We start from the raw sequence: 18,422 nt of genomic DNA, 5'->3' as shown, positions 1-18,422 counted from the left end.
GGGTATCAAATTGTCAGGGATCGCATTCTCTAATAAAGCTTACGTTCTAACATCCTGATATGTTGCAAAAATTTACAAAAATACCCGTTATCAAGAATAACTTCTTGCAAACTCAATTAAAAAAATTGCCAAAAATTCATTCTTTCTTGCAACAGGGCAATTGTCGAGGGCGTAATCCTTTATAACATTTTCAAATCATAACAATTCCTGATTAACATGAAGAGAATTACACTTTCGCTGGTTGTGTTGGTAAGCATTCTGATGGGTGCTTGTCAAAGAGAGAATGCAGGATTGGATCCTGCGGAAGATTCTGTTGATTTTGAGAGCGTTGCTGATGCTGCTGCGCGATATTCCGTTTCCTCGGATTCTGTGACATTGGGTAAATGTAAAGGGAAACTAACGGAAGTTGCGACGGCGGATTTGGCGGCCTCAATCACAGATTATATCAACACTACTTATCCGGGTTCGGAGATAAAGTATGCGGCGAAGGATGAATCCGGTAAGGTAGTTGTTGCGGTTACTTTGGCTGATGGAACAGCTAAGGGATTGTTATTTAATGCAGACGGAAGTTTCAAGGAAGAATTGAAGCGTCACGGTCATATTGCTAAGCTTACCAAAGTGGAGATTAGTGCATTGCCAGGTGCAATAACTGATTACATCACATTGAATTATGCAAGCGCTGAGATCAAGCTGGCGGGAAAGAATGAAGCGGGCGAGTATTTTGTAGGAATTCTGGTGGATAGCAAAGTGCAGGTTTTGCTTTTCAATGCAGACGGTTCATTCAATAAAGTATTGGACAAGCTGATCAAACGCCATAAAAAGCATTAAAAATTTTTGTTAGGGGTGAGTTGAAATACGGTGCTGGACCTTCCGGCACCGTATTTATTTTTTAGTAGCCAGCATTTCCAATGCATAGGAATTTTTGATTTCTCCCATCACAAATAAACTGTGCGTGCTTCCAATGTTCTCCAATGACCCTAGTTTCTGCATTAAAAATTGCTGGTATTGCGACATATCGTCAACGATTACTTTTAATAAAAAATCATAATCACCTGATATATTGAAGCATTCTGTAACCTCCGGCATGGCCATAACCGCTTTAACAAATTTTTCACCCATCACTTTTGAATGTTCCTTCAATGCAATGTTGCAAAAGGCCATTAGTTTTTTTCCCACTTTCTCCCTGTCAACAAGCGCTACATATTTCTTGATCACGCCTTCTTTTTCCAATCGCCTCACGCGTTCATACACTGGCGTGTAAGAAAGGTTTAACTTTTCTGATAATTCCCTTGTTTTTAAAGTCGCATCCTGTTGAAGCAAATGAAGGATTTTAGCGTCGGTTTCGTCCAGATTATACATAGATAGAATATCTTTATTCACAATTTCATTCCGCCGAATATAGATGAATAATTTAGCAACGCTGATAATCGTAGACTATTAGTCTAAATTTTTTTGATTTATTGAATAAAACATCTATTACTTTAATTTTGTCTCTTCAAAAAATGTTGCCTATTAAGGCAGGAATTATTCAGTTATCGATTACAAAAAATGATAGCAACTCAAAAAGCAGATATCCGTGAAATTCTGAAAAGCCGCATATTGGTACTTGACGGAGCCATGGGCACCATGATCCAGCGCTACAAGTTGGAGGATCATGACTATCGGGGAGAAAGGTTCAAGGATTGGGGACAAGATGTGAAAGGGAACAACGATTTACTTTCGCTCACCCGCCCAGACATTATCAAAGAAATCCATGCCGCTTATTTTGAAGCGGGAGCAGATATAGCTGAGACGAATACGTTCTCGGGAACTACCATTGCCATGGCTGACTATGGGATGGAGGAATTTGTTTATGAATTGAACTATGAGTCGGCACGATTGGCGCGGGAGGTAGCAGATGAATTCACCGAAGATGAACCAGACAAACCACGGTTTGTGGCGGGTTCTATCGGGCCAACCAACCGTACCGCATCATTATCTCCTGACGTAAATAATCCTGGATACCGCGCGATCAGTTTTGATCAGTTGGTAACCGCTTACTATGAACAAGTCAAAGGGTTAACCGATGGTGGTTGCGACGTTTTGTTGGTTGAAACGATATTTGATACACTGAATGCGAAGGCTGCATTATTCGCCATTGATCAATTTTTTGTTGATGCAAAAAATGGTAAGGTAGAAAGGCAGGCCTCCTGGAAATGCGCGCCCGGCGAATCACTTCCCATCATGATTTCGGGGACCATCACGGATGCATCCGGAAGGACATTATCCGGTCAGACAACGGAAGCATTTCTTACATCGATTTCGCATTTACCGCTATTATCAGTAGGGTTGAATTGTGCGTTGGGCGCAGACTTAATGAGGCCTTATGTGCAGATATTGGCAAAAGAAGCCCCTTTCTTTACCTCAGCTCACCCCAATGCAGGGCTACCCAATGAAATGGGGGAATATGACGAGTCGCCAGAGCAGATGGGCGAAGTGATTGATGGGTTTTTGAGAGATAACCTCATCAATATCATTGGCGGATGCTGCGGAACAACTCCGGATCACATTCGGGTGATCGCTGATTTAGCAAAGAAATATAGTCCGAGAGTGTTGCCATCGACAGAAACGGTAATGAAATTGTCGGGTCTGGAACCCGTCAAAATCACTGCATTAACCAATTTTGTCAACATTGGAGAACGTTGTAATGTGACAGGATCCAAGAAATTTGCCAGACTGGTCCGCGAAAGCAGATATGACGAAGCATTAAGTATCGCGCGGGAACAGGTGGAAAGTGGCGCTCAGGTTATTGATATAAACCTGGATGAGGGAATGATCGATGGCGTTGAGGCCATGAAAACATTCGTGAACCTCATAGTTTCCGAACCAGATATTTCAAAAGTCCCGCTGATGATTGATTCTTCCAAGTGGGAAGTAATCGAATCTGGGCTGAAATGTGTGCAGGGTAAGTCAATTGTAAATTCTATTTCCTTGAAAGAAGGGGAGGAAAAATTCAAAGAATCTGCAAGAACCGTACTGCGTTATGGCGCGGCGACGGTTGTGATGGCTTTTGACGAGCAAGGACAGGCGGATAACCTGGAACGCAGGAAAGAAATTTGCGCCAGGGCTTATCGGATATTAGTCGATGAGGTCGGTTTTCCTCCTGAGGATATCATTTTTGACCCTAATATCCTGACCGTTGCGACGGGAATGGAGGAGCATAATAGTTATGCAGTGGACTTTATCAATGCGGTTCGCTGGATCAAAGAGAATTTGCCGCATGCCAAAGTATCAGGCGGTGTATCCAATGTGTCGTTCAGTTTTCGTGGAAATGAGCCTGTTCGTGAGGCGATCCATACCGCATTTTTATACCATGCGATCCGCGCAGGAATGGATATGGGAATTGTAAATGCTTCTCAAATAGGCATTTATGATGAAATTCCAAAAGATGTCTTGGAGCTGGTGGAAGATGTGTTACTTAATCGCCGGGCCGATTCGACCGAACGATTGGTAACTTATGCAGAAACCGTTAAGGATAAAGGAAAAACACAAACTGGCCCCGACCTGACGTGGCGGCTTCTACCAATTAAGGAGCGTATTTCGCATGCCCTGGTTAAAGGCATTTCAGACTATATTGACGAGGATGTGGAAGAATGCAGGCATCTGTTCATAAGACCATTAGAGGTGATTGAGGGCCCTTTGATGGACGGAATGAGCATTGTCGGCGATCTGTTTGGAGAAGGAAAAATGTTTTTGCCGCAGGTTGTGAAGTCTGCCCGTGTGATGAAGAAAGCGGTCGCCTACCTGCAGCCTTTTATCGAAGCTGAAAAAAGTGAGGGAAACAATTCGGCGGGAAAAATTTTGCTTGCGACTGTGAAAGGCGATGTTCATGATATTGGTAAAAATATTGTGGGAGTTGTTTTAGGGTGTAACAATTACGAGATCATTGATCTTGGCGTTATGGTGTCGACAGACAAAATTCTGGCCGCTGCGGTGGAACACAATGTTGACATTATCGGCCTATCCGGGCTGATTACGCCATCTTTGGATGAAATGGTAGGTGTGGCCAAGGAAATGGAGCGCAGAAACTTTACCATGCCGCTGCTGATTGGAGGCGCTACAACATCCAGGATACACACTGCCGTAAAAATTGACCCTAATTATTCCGGGGCTGTCATCCACGTTCTGGATGCGTCACGTTCTGTTCCGGTTGCGGGCAAACTTATCCAAAGTGAAAAGAGCCAGGCGTCGGTATTGTCCGACATTAAAGCGGAATATGCCAAGCTTCGTGACGATCATGCCAAGCGAGGAGGTGAAAAAGCCCATATCGCCATCGATCAGGCACGTGCAAACAAAGCGAAAATTGATTGGTCAAAGTTTAAAGCGACCAAGCCACAATTTCTTGGAACCAGGGTTTATGATGATTATGATTTGGCCGATGTGGCTAAATACATTGACTGGACGCCATTTTTCCAAACCTGGCAGCTTCATGGAAAGTATCCTAAAATATTCGAGGATAAAGTGGTCGGTTCGGAGGCCATGAAGCTTTTTGAAGACGCTGCCGTGCTTCTTGGAGAAATTATTCGTGACAAAACCTTGAAAGCGAAGGCGGTGATCGGTTTTTGGCCTGCTAATTCCATTCAGGACGACATTGTTCTGCATCATTTTGAAGAAGAAAACCGTGAAATTCCCTGTGAACGGCACGGTTCGCACCAACATATTGAGTACAAAATCAGTCAGCAGGGATTTGATGCACATACAGCCGGCGAACTTGTTGCTGACACGGCAAAGGTTTTACACCATTTGCGCCAACAAAGCCAAAAAGCCTCCAATCTGGCCAATTATTGCCTTTCCGATTTTGTAGCTCCGCTGGAAACTGGCCATAATGATTACGTTGGAGGCTTTGCGGTTACCGCAGGAATTGGGATAGAAGCATTGCTTGAAAAATTCGAAAAAGACCATGACGATTATAACAGCATCATGGTCAAGGCTCTTGCAGACCGGTTGGTTGAAGCACTTGCTGAGTTAATGCACGAGAGAGTTCGTAAGGAACTTTGGGGTTATGATCAGAGTGAAAATCTGAGCAATGAAGAGTTGATTAAAGAGACGTATAAGGGTATCCGCCCGGCGCCGGGTTATCCTGCCTGCCCCGACCATACGGAAAAGAGAATGCTGTTTGATCTCCTGGGCGCCGAAGAATTGGGAATAACATTGACCGAAAGTTATGCCATGTATCCTGCGAGCAGCGTCAGCGGCTGGTATTTTTCCCATCCCGACAGCCGGTATTTCCCGGTGGGCAAGATCTTCAAAGATCAGGTTGAGGATTATGCGCGGAGAAAAAACATGACATTAGAGGATACCGAAAAATGGCTTTCGCCTATTTTGGGCTATTAAGAGTTAATCGACATCATGAATTGCCGGGGAGAGTGGATTTATCCATTCTCCTTTTTTTATTGTCAAATATAATTTCTCAGAATAAAACACGTATTAATCAAGAACAACAGCAATAAACAGGTATTTGTACTCTATTTTCTCAATATTTTAGATAAGATATTTGTAAACGATTTAGCCATATATATAAAGAGTTTATTAGCCATGAAAAGAAATATTTCAGTTTTTATTTTATTAATTCTCCTAGCTTCTTCATTTAAATACAGGACGAAATCGAGGGAGACAGATCAGAAGCTTATTACAGCTGGTTACCCAAGCCAGGTTATTTCCCCCAAAGAAGATAAGAGCATATCTTTTGATGCAACCGTGCTTAAATTGCAACAGGCCCATCAGGAATTTGTAAAAGGAAATCCGGAACCCTTAAAAGCGCTTTGGGCCCACAATGATGAGGTTACCGTTTTTGATGGAATTGCAAATCAGGAATTCAAGGGCTGGAAGGCAGTTGAATCCAGTTTGGATAATGCTTTCGGCGATCACAATAATTACAATTACAGTTTCAGTAAAATTGCCAGCAACCAGGGCGATGATCAGGCTTATCTGTTACAGGAAGAACATTATAAGCAATCGGACGGAAAAGCCGTGGATCTCCACGTAACCATCGTCTTTCGGAAGGAAAATAATGTCTGGAAAATTTACCATAGACACGAAGATAACCTGGCCGGAATCAACCAATCAGACGTATCCACTAAATAATTACCGGGTTTCCGGATATTTCAAACCAAGTGTTACTTACTGGTAATTTGTTGCTATTTTGCACCTTTGGGTTAAAATTCGCGACAAATTATTTATGGAAAGATTTACAGGACTGCTTGGTATTGTCTTGATCCTGGGCATTGCTTTCGCGATGTCAAACAACAGAAAAGCAATTAATTACCGGACAGTTGTCGTGGGTTTGGCGCTTCAGTTTGGTCTTGCAGTTTTCATTCTCCGGACCGATATTGGCCAGGCCATTTTTCAATGGTTGGGTGAAAAAGTCCAAAAGTTGCTCTCATTCTCAGATAAAGGTGCCGATTTCGTTTTCAGTACGCTCGTAAGACCCGATCTCATGCAGCGCGCCTTTGGTCCGGGCAACGATTTCGTTTTCTTCTTCAAAATTATTCCTACTATCATATTTGTTGCAGTGCTTGTAAATATGCTGTACCACCTGGGCATTATGCAGCGGGTGGTCTCGGTTATTGCGAGAGGTGTTTATTGGCTTATGGGCGTAAGCGGAGTAGAAGCTCTTTCCAATGTTGCCAGTACTTTTGTAGGTCAGGTGGAAGCCCAGATCATGATCAAGCCTTACCTCAAAAACATGACAAACTCCGAGCTAATGGCTTCTATGACAGGAAGTTTTGCTTGTATTGCGGGCGGAGTTATGGCGGTGTACATTTCATTGGGAGTGCCTGCACCGTACCTTATCGCTGCCAGCTTAATGGCCGCTCCGGGAGCATTAGTCATTTCAAAGATCGTTTTTCCTGAAACAGTTGAATCCGGCTCAAAAGGTGCAGTAAAATTGGAAATCCAGAAGACCCACGCCAATTTACTCGATGCAATTGCTGGCGGCGCGAGCGAAGGTTTGAAAGTTGGATTCAATGTAATCGCCATGTTGATAGGCTTTATTGCGCTGGTGGCCCTTTTAGATTATCTGTTGGGTTACGTCGGCGGGTTGTTTTCATTTCCCCAATTGAGTTTCAACTTCTTACTAGGAAAGGTTTTCTCCATATTCGCCTGGGCAATGGGCGTTCCCGTAAAGGATATTGAAACCGCCGGATCGTTGATGGGTACTAAAATGGTGATCAATGAATTTGTTGCATATCTGGACATGGTAAAACTGAAAGATACCCTTGACCACAAAACGGTAGTAATCGTCAGTTTCGCTTTATGCGGTTTTGCTAATTTTAGCTCCATTGCCATTCAGGTTGGCGGAATTGGCGAGCTGGCACCTACCCGACGCGCAGATTTAGCCAGGCTTGGGTTCAAAGCATTGATCTGTGGAACATTGGCCTCCTACATGTCCGCGACACTGGCTGGACTGCTTTTGTAAGCCGTTTCAGCCAGGATGCGGAGGATGTTGGCATGAATATTTGTGGCTGACTTGTTATATAATTCACTTTGACAGTCATACAAGCATGTTTTATGAAAAATATCAAGCTGTACTTTTCGATTTTCAAAGAAAGTGTACGAGAGTTCCTAAATGATAACGGACTGAAACTGAGTGCCGCCTTATCATATTATACCATATTTTCGCTGGCGCCCATGTTGCTGGTAATCATTTCAATATTCAGTATTTTTTTTGGTCGTGACGCCATTCAAGGTGAATTATTTGGCCAAATCAGTGGATTAGTAGGGGCAAGTGCAGCAGCTCAATTACAAGAGATTATTAAAAACGCAGAGTTATCCAATAAATCAGGTGTTGCAGCCGCGCTGGGCGTCGCTACCCTACTTATTGGTGCGACCGGGGTTTTTGCCGAAATGCAGGATTCAATCAATTACATCTGGGCTATCAAATCGAAACCGAAAAAAGGTTGGCTTCACTATCTCAAAAACAGGCTAATCTCTTTTTCGTTGATACTTACACTGGGCTTTCTACTGGTAGTTTCCTTGGGCGCGAGCGCGTTGGTGGACTTGTTAAGCAATCGTTTGGAACGTGTTTTCTCGGAGGCTTCAGTTGTTCTTTTTTATATTGTCAATCTCGCTCTGGTATTGATCATTATTACTTCTTTATTTACTGTCATCTTCAAAGTACTTCCCGATGGCGAATTGCGCTGGAAGGAATGCATGGTAGGCGCTGCCTTTACCGCGGTTTTATTTTTAATCGGGAAGTTTGTAATCAGTTTTTATCTTGGCCAATCAGATCTAGGTGCTGCATATGGTACATCAGCATCCATTGTAATACTTCTCACCTGGATTTACTATTCTTCCATCATCCTTTATTTCGGGGCCGAATTCACCAAAGTGTATGCAAAGCAGGATGGCGTCGGGATCTATCCGAATAAACATGCGGTGTTGATTATCAGGCAGGAATTGGATGAGAAGACAGGAAAAGAAATAGTTTAAGTAAAAAAAACTCCTCAGACGCTCTGAGGAGTTTTTTTTTTACTTAATTAATTATCTGATTACCAGTTCAAACGGCATCCTGGTTTGCATGCCGCCCATATTCATCAGTTTTTTATACATTTTAACATATGGGGCTAATTCGCCAAGCGCTTTGGTAGAAGCTTTTTCTTCTTCGTCACCCATCACCTTTGTTAAAATCTCCTCGAAAGGCTTTTTCTTTTCAGGATAGTAACGAACGCGATAATCGCCTTCTTTTAACTTAGCTGCTTTGGCGGCAATTTTGACCGCGTCATCAACGCCACCCAAAACGTCTACCAAACCATTTTCTTTCGCCTCAACGCCAGACCAAACCCGGCCCTGAGCCAGACTTCTTATTTTCTCGACCGACATCTTCCGTCCTTCCGCCGCCTTTTTAGTGAAGGTATCATATCCTTCATTGACGCTTTTCTGAATCATCGATTTTTCAAACTCAGTCATCTCCCTGGTAGCAGTCGGCCAATCCGCATGCGGGCTGGTACCGACTCCGTCAAAAGTTACTCCGAGTTTATTATTCATGAAATCCGTAACATTGAAGATCAGGCCGAAAATACCGATAGAGCCGGTAATCGTATTAGGTTGAGCAACAATGGTATCGCACCCCATTGCCATATAATAACCGCCCGAAGCCGCAACATCCGACATGGAGGCTATCACAGGCTTTTTCTTAGCAGTAATTTGAATTTCACGCCACATGACGTCAGAAGCCAGCGCGCTCCCTCCAGGGGAATTGATACGAATGACAACCGCTTTGATTTTATCATTCTCGCGGATCTCCTTTAATTCTTTTACAAATTTCTCAGAACCAATATTGTCATCTCCGCCATCGCCCGATGTAATCTCTCCCTCTGCAACCAGAACGGCAACCCTTGTATTAAAATCGCCTTCTTTAACCTTACTTCCACCTTTGAGATATTTGTCAACACCTACGTATGCAATCGACTTTTTCTCTTCTACTTTCAATTCCTTTTTCAGATAAGTATCCAGCTCGTCCTGATAGCCTAAATTGGTGACAAACTTGTACCTTAATGCTGATTTTGGATTCTCAACTGCAAGTGAATCGGCGTAGCTTTTCAGGTCGCCAACGGGTATTTTACGCGAAAGCGAAATGTTTTTGAGAAAATTGCTATTGATGGCGCCAATCAGCTCAATAGATTGTTTTTTACTTGCCTCACTCATATCCTGACGGGAGAACATTTCGATGGCACTTTTGAATTCACCTACCCGAAAAACGAGCGGTTTGATTTCAAGTTTGTCAAATGTTCCTTTAAAGAAACTGTATTCTGCGGAAAGCCCGTTCCATTCAAGACCGCCAGCTGGGTTGAGGTAAATTTTGTCTGACACAGAAGCGATGTAGTAGCCTTTTTCAGAGAAGCTTTCGCCATATGTTACAATGAATTTCCCGGACTTTCTGAATTCAAGCAGTTGATTTCTGATCTCTTCCAAAGTAGCCCATCCTGCTTGCGGTCCTTCGGTTTTCAAGTAGATCCCTTTAATCTTATTATCAATCTGAGCATTTTTAAGGGCTTCAACAATGTCTTTCAAGCCAACAACATCCTCACCTCCATCAAAAATCCCATTGAAATCTGAAAAAGGATTTTCTATCCCAACTTCCTGAATTGGCTTATTCAAGTCTAGCCTGAGTACCGATTTGTCGTCCAGCACCACTTCCTCATCTTTCGAGAACATGGCGCCAATTCCTGCCAAAATAAAAATGGACAAAAACAGGAAAAGGATTATACCGACGAACGTAGCCAGGACATATTTAAAAAATTGTAACATCTTATAATGGTCTGATAAAGTTTTTTTTATAGTTACGTAAGGAACAAAATTATGGATTATTTGTCGCGCTTTGGCGAAAAAATAATGTCAGAAGGTCATTAAGGGACATTAAATGGTTATTAATGCAGTCATTTTTTCCTGGGGTTCGAAAACATTTAGCCAGTCATATTCTGTATTTTTGTGGAAATTGAAAGCAATGAAAAAAACACTCATTTTAGTCCGCCATGCTACTGCGGAAGACCAAAATTTCAGGACTAAGGATTTTGATAGAAACCTGAATAATAAAGGTATGGCGGAATCGCAGGCAATGGGAAAATGGCTTGCAGAGCTTAATGTAAAGCCGGAAATATTCATTTCGAGTCCGGCATCCAGGGCTTACAGAACAGCAGAAATCATTGCCGGGGAACTGGGAGTTAATATTTCATCCATCAATCCTCGTCCTGAAATCTACAACGGCGGTCCAAGGGCTTACCTGGGCGCTGTGAACACCGTTCCAGAAACATTCTCCACCTTAATCCTTTTCGGCCACAATCCCGACATTACTTATTTTGCCGAATACCTCACCGGAGCAAATTTGGGATCCATGAAAAAGGCGGGTATTGCCTTTATTGATTTCGAAAACCTGAAATGGGAAGAGGTATCTGCCAAAACTGGTAATTTGAGCCTCTATAAAACGCCAAAGCAGGTCAGGGACGATGAATGAACCGCAAAAACCTAATAAGAACCGGAGGATTTTCATCATCGTTTTCATTCTGTTTGTAGCGTTGTTTGCATACATTTCCTATGATATGTCTAGTCGCACAACTGCACCCTGGAACAAGCCCAAGCAATTGAACCGGGCCTTGCCGGGAGCTACGCCTGATTCAGATTCACTTTTGCTTGATTCGCTTTTGAAGGAAGTTAAGTAGTTCATCCATGACTTTTCTAACCCCTGGGATGAAATTCCGTAATGACTTGACGCAGATAGTCCCTGTCCAAATGCGTGTAGATTTCCGTCGTTGTGATTGATTCATGCCCCAGCATTTCCTGAACGGCCCGCAAACTGGCGCCGCCTTCAATCAAATGTGTCGCGAATGAATGTCGGAACGTGTGCGGGCTGACGGTTTTATTTATACCTGCTTTTTCTGCAAGATCTTTGATGATCAAGAAAATCATTACCCTCGTCAACTGACCGCCTCTGCGGTTGAGAAATACAATGTCTTCACTATCCTTTTTAGGTGCAATATCATTTCTTACATGTTCCAGATAAAGTTGTGTGTACTTGATAGCTTCCCTGCCAATCGGTACAAGTCTTACTTTGTCCCCTTTTCCCAAAATCCGAATAAAACCGATATCAAAATAGCAATGCGTGATCAGCAGACCTGTGAGCTCAGAAACCCGTAGCCCCGAGCTATACAAAACTTCAATGATCGCCCGGTTCCGCGTGCCTTCCGGTGTGGAATGATCAATTGCAGCCAGCATGGATTCGATGTCTTCATACGACAGAACGTCCGGTAATTTTCTGGGCAGGCGAGGAGATTCCAGTAGCTCGGTAGGATTTTCCGAAATTTCATTTTCCAATAGTAAATACTTGAAAAATGCCTTGATTCCGGACAACATTCTGGCTTGCGAATGCGCTGCAAGACCAAGTTCTGAGAGGTATTTCAGGAAGGCACTCAGATGCGCTTCTTCAATGCGGGCAGGAGGCAGGTCGACTTTTGTTAGCGTCAAAAACTCTTCTAATTTTTCCACATCCCTCACATACGCCTCCACGGAATTACCGGATAGGGAGCGTTCGAGACGAAGATAATTTTTAAAATGTTTGATGTAGCTTTGCCACATATCAGGAAAATAGCAATTATTTAAATTTGCAAGAATCAAATGAAAAAGATATTGATCCTAAATGGCCCCAATTTGAATCTTTTAGGAAGGCGCGAGCCCAGCGTTTATGGCAGTCAATCATTTGAAGATTATTTTGAAACGCTAAAAAACACTTTCGCAAATATTGAATTGCACTACTACCAATCCAACCACGAAGGAGCGCTGATTGACAAAATTCACGAAATTGGCTTCTCGTTCGACGGTATGATAATCAATGCTGGCGGATTAAGTCATTCGTCGATAGCCCTCGCAGATGCATTGTCCTCGGTAACAACGCCAGCCGTGGAAGTTCATATCTCCAACATTCACGCACGAGAACCATTTCGCCACCACAGCTATATATCTTCAAGATGCAAAGGCATGATCTGTGGCCTGGGGCTTAGAGGATATGAGTTGGCGGTTCGATTTTTGAATGAGTGAATTTTGATTGAGTGAAATCAAAATTGCTGCTATCTAAAAACCGCGTTGCTGAAAAGAATCTTTCCGTTATAGAGCATTGCGCGAAAGACGGGGTCTTCCATCATATAGATAACCTGGCCCTTACCCATTTCCTGAACTCCAAGAATAAGCGTATTTTTAAGTTTTCCTGACATCTTACTCCCAACAAACCCGGCTTTGTAACCAGTTTCTGTCAGATAACCGACATTCCAGCCCTCTTTAAGATATTCTCTTTCATAGGAATCCCTCACCAGCGTCACATATTCGTCGCTGCAACCAAAGGAAAGCGGGTGGGTTTTATCCATGGTTAATTGGAACATACTCCCCGGGGACGAATCACTGGCATCAGCTCTCTCCTTGTCGCCATATTTTTTAAAAAAATCGGCGTCTTTCTTTTTGTCGGAGGATTTTTTTGAAAGATTAAATCCGGTTTTATTTATGAATGCATCTGTGGCACCCTCCATGGCAATGACCTTTCCGCCGCTTTTCACCCAATTTTGCAGTACTTCCAATTGCTTTTCACCCAACATATCCCCGTACTTGCCATCGGGAAGGATCAACACATCGATTTCAGCCCAGGGTAACGAGAGAAGTTTTCCCGCATTGACGATTGTGGCTGGATACTTGATCTGTTGTTCGAAATAATGCCAAACGGCGCCGAACGCAGTAGCAGATATGCCATCACCGCTGAGCACCACTATTTTTGGCGTTTTCAACGCAGCGATATGATCATCTCCAAAGTCAGAACCGGAAGTTACCATACCGGTTTTTACGGGCAGTAATTTTACATAATGCTTGGAAGCAATCGAAGTGACCAATTTGTCAAAATCAGTTCGCTCATTTCCTTTTTTTGTGATGATTAATGTTCCGGCATTAAATTTTGCATTGTCAATTTCGAATGGCACATTAGACGTTTTGACCAAAATGCCATTCTTCAATAGCTCAGCCAGAAAAACAGCATCCTCAACCTCCGACCATTTTGCTATGTAGGCGTAAGGTGTAAAACCGGGAACTGGATTTTCGATCTTTTCAGATTGGTAGGGAGCGGGAGTTAGCTTTTCCTTTAAACCATAAGCTTTCAGCCCGAAAATATAGGAAAGCCCCCAGCTTGTGACGTCATAGGTCACTGAGTCTTCGAGGATGGGTTTCGGTTCAAAAAGTATTCTTAAAAGATTTGATTTTGGCTGGTACGCAGTAATAAGTAAATCGTTATTCTCTATTTTGACCGATTCATCCGTCGCGTTGATCAGTTCCGTACCTTTTGTTGTAACCGATTTGCCTGCAATGCCATAGGTAATTCCCTGTCTGGTGAGCCAATCCCCAAATGACCTGATCCGCTCCTCCTGACCTTTTGTTTTAACCAGATAAGTCTTGTAAGTACCTCCGGGCACCTTCGCTGCATTATCATGATACTTGATAAATTCTTCAACAATTTTTTCCTTTTGAGATTGTACGGCTTCCAACGTCGCGAGGCTGGTCGCGTAATGGTGTGAGATACGACTTGTCAAGGTCAATGTATCGTGCTCTTCCCTGCGTTCAATACCTAGTCCGGCCCGACCTCCGCCTCCTTGCTCATAAGTAACACCCACGGCGCCATTGACGGTTGGCCAGGTATCTCCATAGCTTGGGTAAAACAAGTCGTAATTGTATTTGGTAAAATAGGCCCAGTTATTTTTATCAAAATACTTGCGGCAATATTCACCAATCAGATCATTGAATTGGCGTTGCCAGGGTGTAATGTCTTTATGAAAAGGTTTGGCCGCCGGTGGGAAATAGTAGCTTCTGGACGAGCCCATTTCATGAAAGTCAGCATGAAAGTGCGGCATCCACTGATTGTAAAGAGCGATCCTTTCTTGTGTTTCTTTCTGCGTTTGCCATGCCCAATCGCGGTTAAGATCGAATAAATAATGGTTGAACCGTCCTCCCGGCCAAGGTTCGTCATGTTCTGTAGCAAACGGAGTTACATCGGGTACTGTATTTTGCACGCGGTTATACCATTGCGTATATCTTTCATAACCGTCCGGATTGATACACGGATCGATCATGATCACCATATTTTTGAGAAAGTCCTGCGTTAACGAGTTATTCTTATTCAATAGCTCATAAATCACTTTCAAACTCGCATTGGCGGAAACCGATTCGTTTCCATGCACATTATAGCTCATCCAAACGATTGGCGGAGCGCTGGCATCAGGCTTGCCAGGCATTAATCCAATGCTTTTCAGATGATTTTCGCGGATAGCATTCAACTTACTGATGTTCTCAGGCGATGAAACGAACGCGATCATCAATGGCCGGCCTTCGTTGGTGGTGCCATATTGTGTCAGCTTCATGCGATCCTTATTCTGGGATTGCAATGTGGTGAAGTACTGAACAATCTGACTATGAAAAGCGAACTTAGATCCCAATGGAAAGCCGAGGTATTGATCGGGAGTGGTATTTTGGGCAAAGACTTGATTGAGAGAAAATAGTAAGAGGAGAAAATGGACAACTTTTAGCATGAGCAAAAAATGAGTGGAACGCCTAAACCCAAATTTAGAAAGTTACCTGAACTTAACGTCATGAGTAATGGGATAAAAAAACATTTTAAATGAAGTTGTTGGAAGTGAAGGCTTAATAAAATATCTCGGCTTTATTTCGGATCCAATCTTGGAATTTTAAATTCAACCGTGCATCTTTGCACCACGTTTTCGGAAACCGGAAGCAAATAGTGAAAGAAAGTGCTTAAAAACGCGCGAAGTAGGAGACCAGTCGGCCCATTCGTCTAGCGGTTAGGACACGACCCTTTCACGGTTGAAACAGGGGTTCGATTCCCCTATGGGTCACAAACCGTGCGAAGAAAAGCACTTTCAATCCTTATAAAACCGTCCTGTTTCAGGGCGGTTTTTTTATTGCCCTATCCCTCTCATTATCAACGTTATTTTCAAATTGGGTAGGAGAAACGTTAAAAAACCAATTTTATTCTACTAACAAGTGAAATATTAATATTATGTTGTAGTATATTTGGATAATAGTATAGAATAAGTTACATATATATTAGAATTTCATCTCAATTATTTTGCTCACTAATTTTAACACTCTATGAATTTTTTACTGAAAATGTTTTTCGCGGTAGGTATGGCAGGCACTGTAGCAGCAGCTCCGTTTGAGGTCGGAACAAACCTGCGGTTGGTTGCAGACAGTGCACAAGTTGAAAGCAGTATAGTGACAGATTTGAATCATTCTTACACCATTAACAATCCTTACGCGGAATCGGCAGACAAACCATTTACTTTTAAAACCAAGACAATTACAGAGCAGCCTGCACCACTTGCAAATAAGGTTTCCTGTGGAGGCCGAATTTGGGAAAACGGCGAAGTGCTAGGGCACACCAACGATGGAAAGTCGATGATTGTCCGATTACAGGATAACAGAATATATTTAAACTGGGGAGGGACGATAACAGATAACATTTTCGTCCTTTTTTATTTAGTTGAAAATACATTTCCGAATAATCCCACCAACGGGTCCCTGATTGACGCTTGTGTCAATCCGCTCGACCCAAGTACGGCGGCGGTTCAATTACTAGGGAGAAACAGTGCGGGTCAGATTACATGCAAAGGTTATGCGATGGAAGATGGTGACTTGCTTGGAACCTATGTAGCTGACTGGGGCGAAACTCGTCAGCATGTCAGAGTAAGAAATGGTCTTCTTCGTATCGGTGTTCAGCAGGGCCCAAATGACAACGGTACTGAGAACCTGCAAATGGGTCTGATCAATTTCACGATTGACGGCGCAAACGGAAGTTACCTGGCTCCTAAGTGGAGAGGTGTACTGACCAAAGAGATGGCCAATGGTTGTTTCTGGCCGAGAGTTCCTAAACCTGCCACGCCAATTGTCGACGCTAACTGTGCCTCAGGCCCTACCGTTAAAACGGTGACCAATGTTACTCAGACCAGTCTTCAGTTTACCTATCAAGGAAGTGGCGTGAGTAGCATTAAATGGAAAATTCTCTCTGGCTCCAATACCGTTGCCAACGGTACAACGGGTAACCTTGGCAGTACCACCGTGAATTTGAGTTTTGGATCACTTTCATCAGGAAATTACAAGCTTGTGATCGAAGGCGGCAATTGTAACTCTGCATCCAGTGAATTGAACTTCACAGTGCCAGTTGCGCCTGTTGGAAATTGCATATCCGGTCCTACTGTGCTGACTGTAACCAATATTACTGCAACCAGTCTTCGTTTTACTTTCAATGGACTTGGAGTGCATACGGTCAAGTGGAAAATTCTGTCGGGTACCAGCACGGTTGCCAACGCTACAACCGGGAATCTGACCAGCTCAGAGGTCAATATCAGTTATGGGACGCTTTCGCCTGGAAATTACAAGCTTGTGATAGAAGGAGGGGACTGTACTTCGGGACAAAGCGAAATCAACTTCACAGTGCCAGGTTCTACCACACCGAATTGCGCGTCAGGCCCGACTTTGAAAACGGTAACAAACATTACACCAACCAGTCTCCGGTTTACTTTTGACGGAGTTGGAGTCAATAGTATCAAGTGGAAAATTCTCTCCGGCGCAAACACGGTTGCCAATAATACAATAGGAAATCTTAGCGGGTCGACAGTTAACCTGACTTTTGGATCACTTTCGCCTGGAAACTACAAGCTTGCGATCGAGGGAGGGAACTGCATTTCCGGGCAAAGCGAAATGAACTTTACAGTGCCAACCCCTGCTATCCCCGACTGCATTGGAGGGCCGAGCATTTCAACGATCAAAAACATTTCCCAGACAGGTCTGACAGTCGATTTTGCCGGAACAAATCTTCAGATCTTTTCGTGGAAAGTGTTGCAGAATTCAAATGAGTTTGGCAGCGGAAAAACAGCTTATCTGAATACTAAATCGACAAATCTCAGTTTCCCAAATCTTGCTGCGGGCACTTACACTTTGCAACTGACGCCAGAGGATTGTAAGGGTACCGCTGCCACCAAGGCATTTGTTGTGCCGGTTGCCCCTTTGCCTCCCTGTACCAAGGGTCCGAACCTGATTTCTTTAACAAAGCCAGATAAGAACAGTTTGACGTTTAAATTTGATGGACTGAACGTTTCTGCGATCGATTGGAAAATCATGAAAGGAAACGCTTTGATGCGCTCAAACCGTGTAGCTCCGAGAAGCAGCAGCCCGCTAATCGAGTATACTACGCTGGCGGACGGTGATTATACTTTGCAGATTCAGGGAGGTAATTGTACTTCTGCGGTATCTTCAGCCGATTTTAAAGTGGATGGAACACTGCCTATTTACATTGCCAATTTCGAAGGTGAAGTTGTTGACAAAGGAGTTGAATTATCATGGGAGGTAGTGCAAGAGGAGGATGGAAAAGAATTCGAAGTGCTGCGCTATGACGATAAACTGAAAAATGAGACAGTTTTGGGCAAAGTTTCCCTTACTGATCAGCGAGTGGGCTGGTACCATTTTGTAGACGAGCGGCCTTTGCTGGGTATTAATTACTATCAATTAAAACAAATTGATATTGATGGTACATTCGAAAAGAGCAAGATGATTGCCATTAATCCGGGCATTATTACAGGCAGGATAGCGGCACCAAACCCTGCCCAGGATTACGTCGACATCCAATTTGCTTCACGCACATCCGGGCTATCGAATGTTAGCATTTATAACGTTGCGGGTTTGGAAGTAAGTAGTTTTCAGGTTCAGATAGCCGAGGGAAATAATAATCACCGACTGAACGTGAAAAAACTGATTGCCGGAAGCTATATTATCAAAATCTCCCACAATGGAGAACTTTCTAAACTCCGCTTTTTGAAAGTTAAATAAGTTTTTGAGACTGTCACTTTGAC

Annotated in this window: 13 protein-coding genes and 1 tRNA gene; 10 read left to right on the top strand and 4 right to left on the bottom strand. The window is 43.3% G+C overall.

The features are described 5' to 3' along the window. Window positions 1–216 precede the first annotated feature (216 nt). Window positions 217–828 carry a hypothetical protein gene (locus FHS68_RS12460; protein ID WP_167270443.1) on the top strand — a complete coding sequence of 204 codons (612 nt, stop codon included), beginning with the start codon at window positions 217–219 and terminating at the stop codon, window positions 826–828. Between the two features lie 54 nt (window positions 829–882). Here FHS68_RS12460 and FHS68_RS12455 read toward each other — a convergent pair whose 3' ends face one another. After that, window positions 883–1,359: an Lrp/AsnC family transcriptional regulator gene (locus FHS68_RS12455; protein WP_167270441.1), complete on the bottom strand. Its 477-nt coding sequence runs from the start codon at window positions 1,357–1,359 to the stop codon at window positions 883–885. Window positions 1,360–1,548: 189 nt separating this feature from the next. Here FHS68_RS12455 and metH point away from each other — a divergent pair, with 189 nt between their 5' ends. The 4 genes from metH (at window position 1,549) to FHS68_RS12435 (ending at window position 8,469) form a co-directional block, all read left to right on the top strand. After that, window positions 1,549–5,373: a methionine synthase gene (gene metH, locus FHS68_RS12450; protein ID WP_167270439.1), complete on the top strand. Its 3,825-nt coding sequence runs from the start codon at window positions 1,549–1,551 to the stop codon at window positions 5,371–5,373. Between the two features lie 201 nt (window positions 5,374–5,574). After that, entirely contained in the window at window positions 5,575–6,123 is a 549-nt protein-coding gene (locus FHS68_RS12445) for a YybH family protein (protein ID WP_167270437.1), read from the top strand. A 94-nt stretch (window positions 6,124–6,217) separates the two neighbouring features. Continuing rightward, window positions 6,218–7,456, top strand: a complete 1,239-nt coding sequence (locus FHS68_RS12440; protein ID WP_167270435.1) for a NupC/NupG family nucleoside CNT transporter — start codon at window positions 6,218–6,220, stop codon at window positions 7,454–7,456. 92 nt (window positions 7,457–7,548) lie between these two features. Further along, on the top strand, window positions 7,549–8,469 hold the full coding sequence (locus tag FHS68_RS12435; RefSeq protein WP_167270433.1) for a YihY/virulence factor BrkB family protein: 921 nt from the start codon (window positions 7,549–7,551) through the stop codon (window positions 8,467–8,469). Between the two features lie 51 nt (window positions 8,470–8,520). Here FHS68_RS12435 and sppA read toward each other — a convergent pair whose 3' ends face one another. Then, the gene (gene sppA, locus FHS68_RS12430) at window positions 8,521–10,287 is read right to left on the bottom strand and encodes a signal peptide peptidase SppA (protein WP_167270431.1); all 1,767 of its coding nucleotides are present in this window, start codon (window positions 10,285–10,287) and stop codon (window positions 8,521–8,523) included. A 196-nt stretch (window positions 10,288–10,483) separates the two neighbouring features. Between sppA and FHS68_RS12425 the strand changes: the two genes are divergently transcribed. Both FHS68_RS12425 and FHS68_RS12420 read left to right on the top strand, forming a co-directional pair. Then, window positions 10,484–10,990 (top strand): SixA phosphatase family protein, encoded by a 507-nt coding sequence (locus tag FHS68_RS12425; protein WP_167270429.1) that lies wholly within the window; start codon window positions 10,484–10,486, stop codon window positions 10,988–10,990. Beyond that, window positions 10,983–11,195, top strand: coding sequence for a hypothetical protein (locus FHS68_RS12420; protein WP_167270427.1), 213 nt, complete (start codon window positions 10,983–10,985; stop codon window positions 11,193–11,195). The genes FHS68_RS12425 and FHS68_RS12420 overlap by 8 nt, the downstream gene beginning before the upstream one ends. A gap of 16 nt (window positions 11,196–11,211) precedes the next feature. On the opposite strand, the gene xerD is transcribed toward FHS68_RS12420, so the two are convergent. Beyond that, window positions 11,212–12,108 (bottom strand): site-specific tyrosine recombinase XerD, encoded by an 897-nt coding sequence (xerD, locus tag FHS68_RS12415; protein ID WP_167270425.1) that lies wholly within the window; start codon window positions 12,106–12,108, stop codon window positions 11,212–11,214. Between the two features lie 39 nt (window positions 12,109–12,147). Here xerD and aroQ point away from each other — a divergent pair, with 39 nt between their 5' ends. Beyond that, complete coding sequence (gene aroQ, locus FHS68_RS12410) at window positions 12,148–12,567, top strand: type II 3-dehydroquinate dehydratase (RefSeq protein ID WP_167270423.1); 420 nt, start codon at window positions 12,148–12,150, stop codon at window positions 12,565–12,567. 29 nt (window positions 12,568–12,596) lie between these two features. Here the strand turns inward: aroQ and FHS68_RS12405 are convergent, their stop codons facing one another. Beyond that, entirely contained in the window at window positions 12,597–15,086 is a 2,490-nt protein-coding gene (locus FHS68_RS12405; RefSeq protein WP_167270421.1) for a M14 family zinc carboxypeptidase, read from the bottom strand. Window positions 15,087–15,338: 252 nt separating this feature from the next. Here FHS68_RS12405 and FHS68_RS12400 point away from each other — a divergent pair. After that, window positions 15,339–15,410, top strand: a tRNA-Glu gene (locus FHS68_RS12400). A gap of 256 nt (window positions 15,411–15,666) precedes the next feature. Next, the gene (locus FHS68_RS12395) at window positions 15,667–18,399 is read left to right on the top strand and encodes a T9SS type A sorting domain-containing protein (protein WP_167270419.1); all 2,733 of its coding nucleotides are present in this window, start codon (window positions 15,667–15,669) and stop codon (window positions 18,397–18,399) included. The last annotated feature ends 23 nt before the right edge of the window (window positions 18,400–18,422 follow it).

The sequence above is a fragment of the Dyadobacter arcticus genome (assembly GCF_011762185.1).
Taxonomy (GTDB): domain Bacteria; phylum Bacteroidota; class Bacteroidia; order Cytophagales; family Spirosomataceae; genus Dyadobacter; species Dyadobacter arcticus.
The sequence above is the reverse complement of the archived record's forward strand: the minus strand, read 5'-3'. Positions and strand labels throughout refer to the sequence as shown.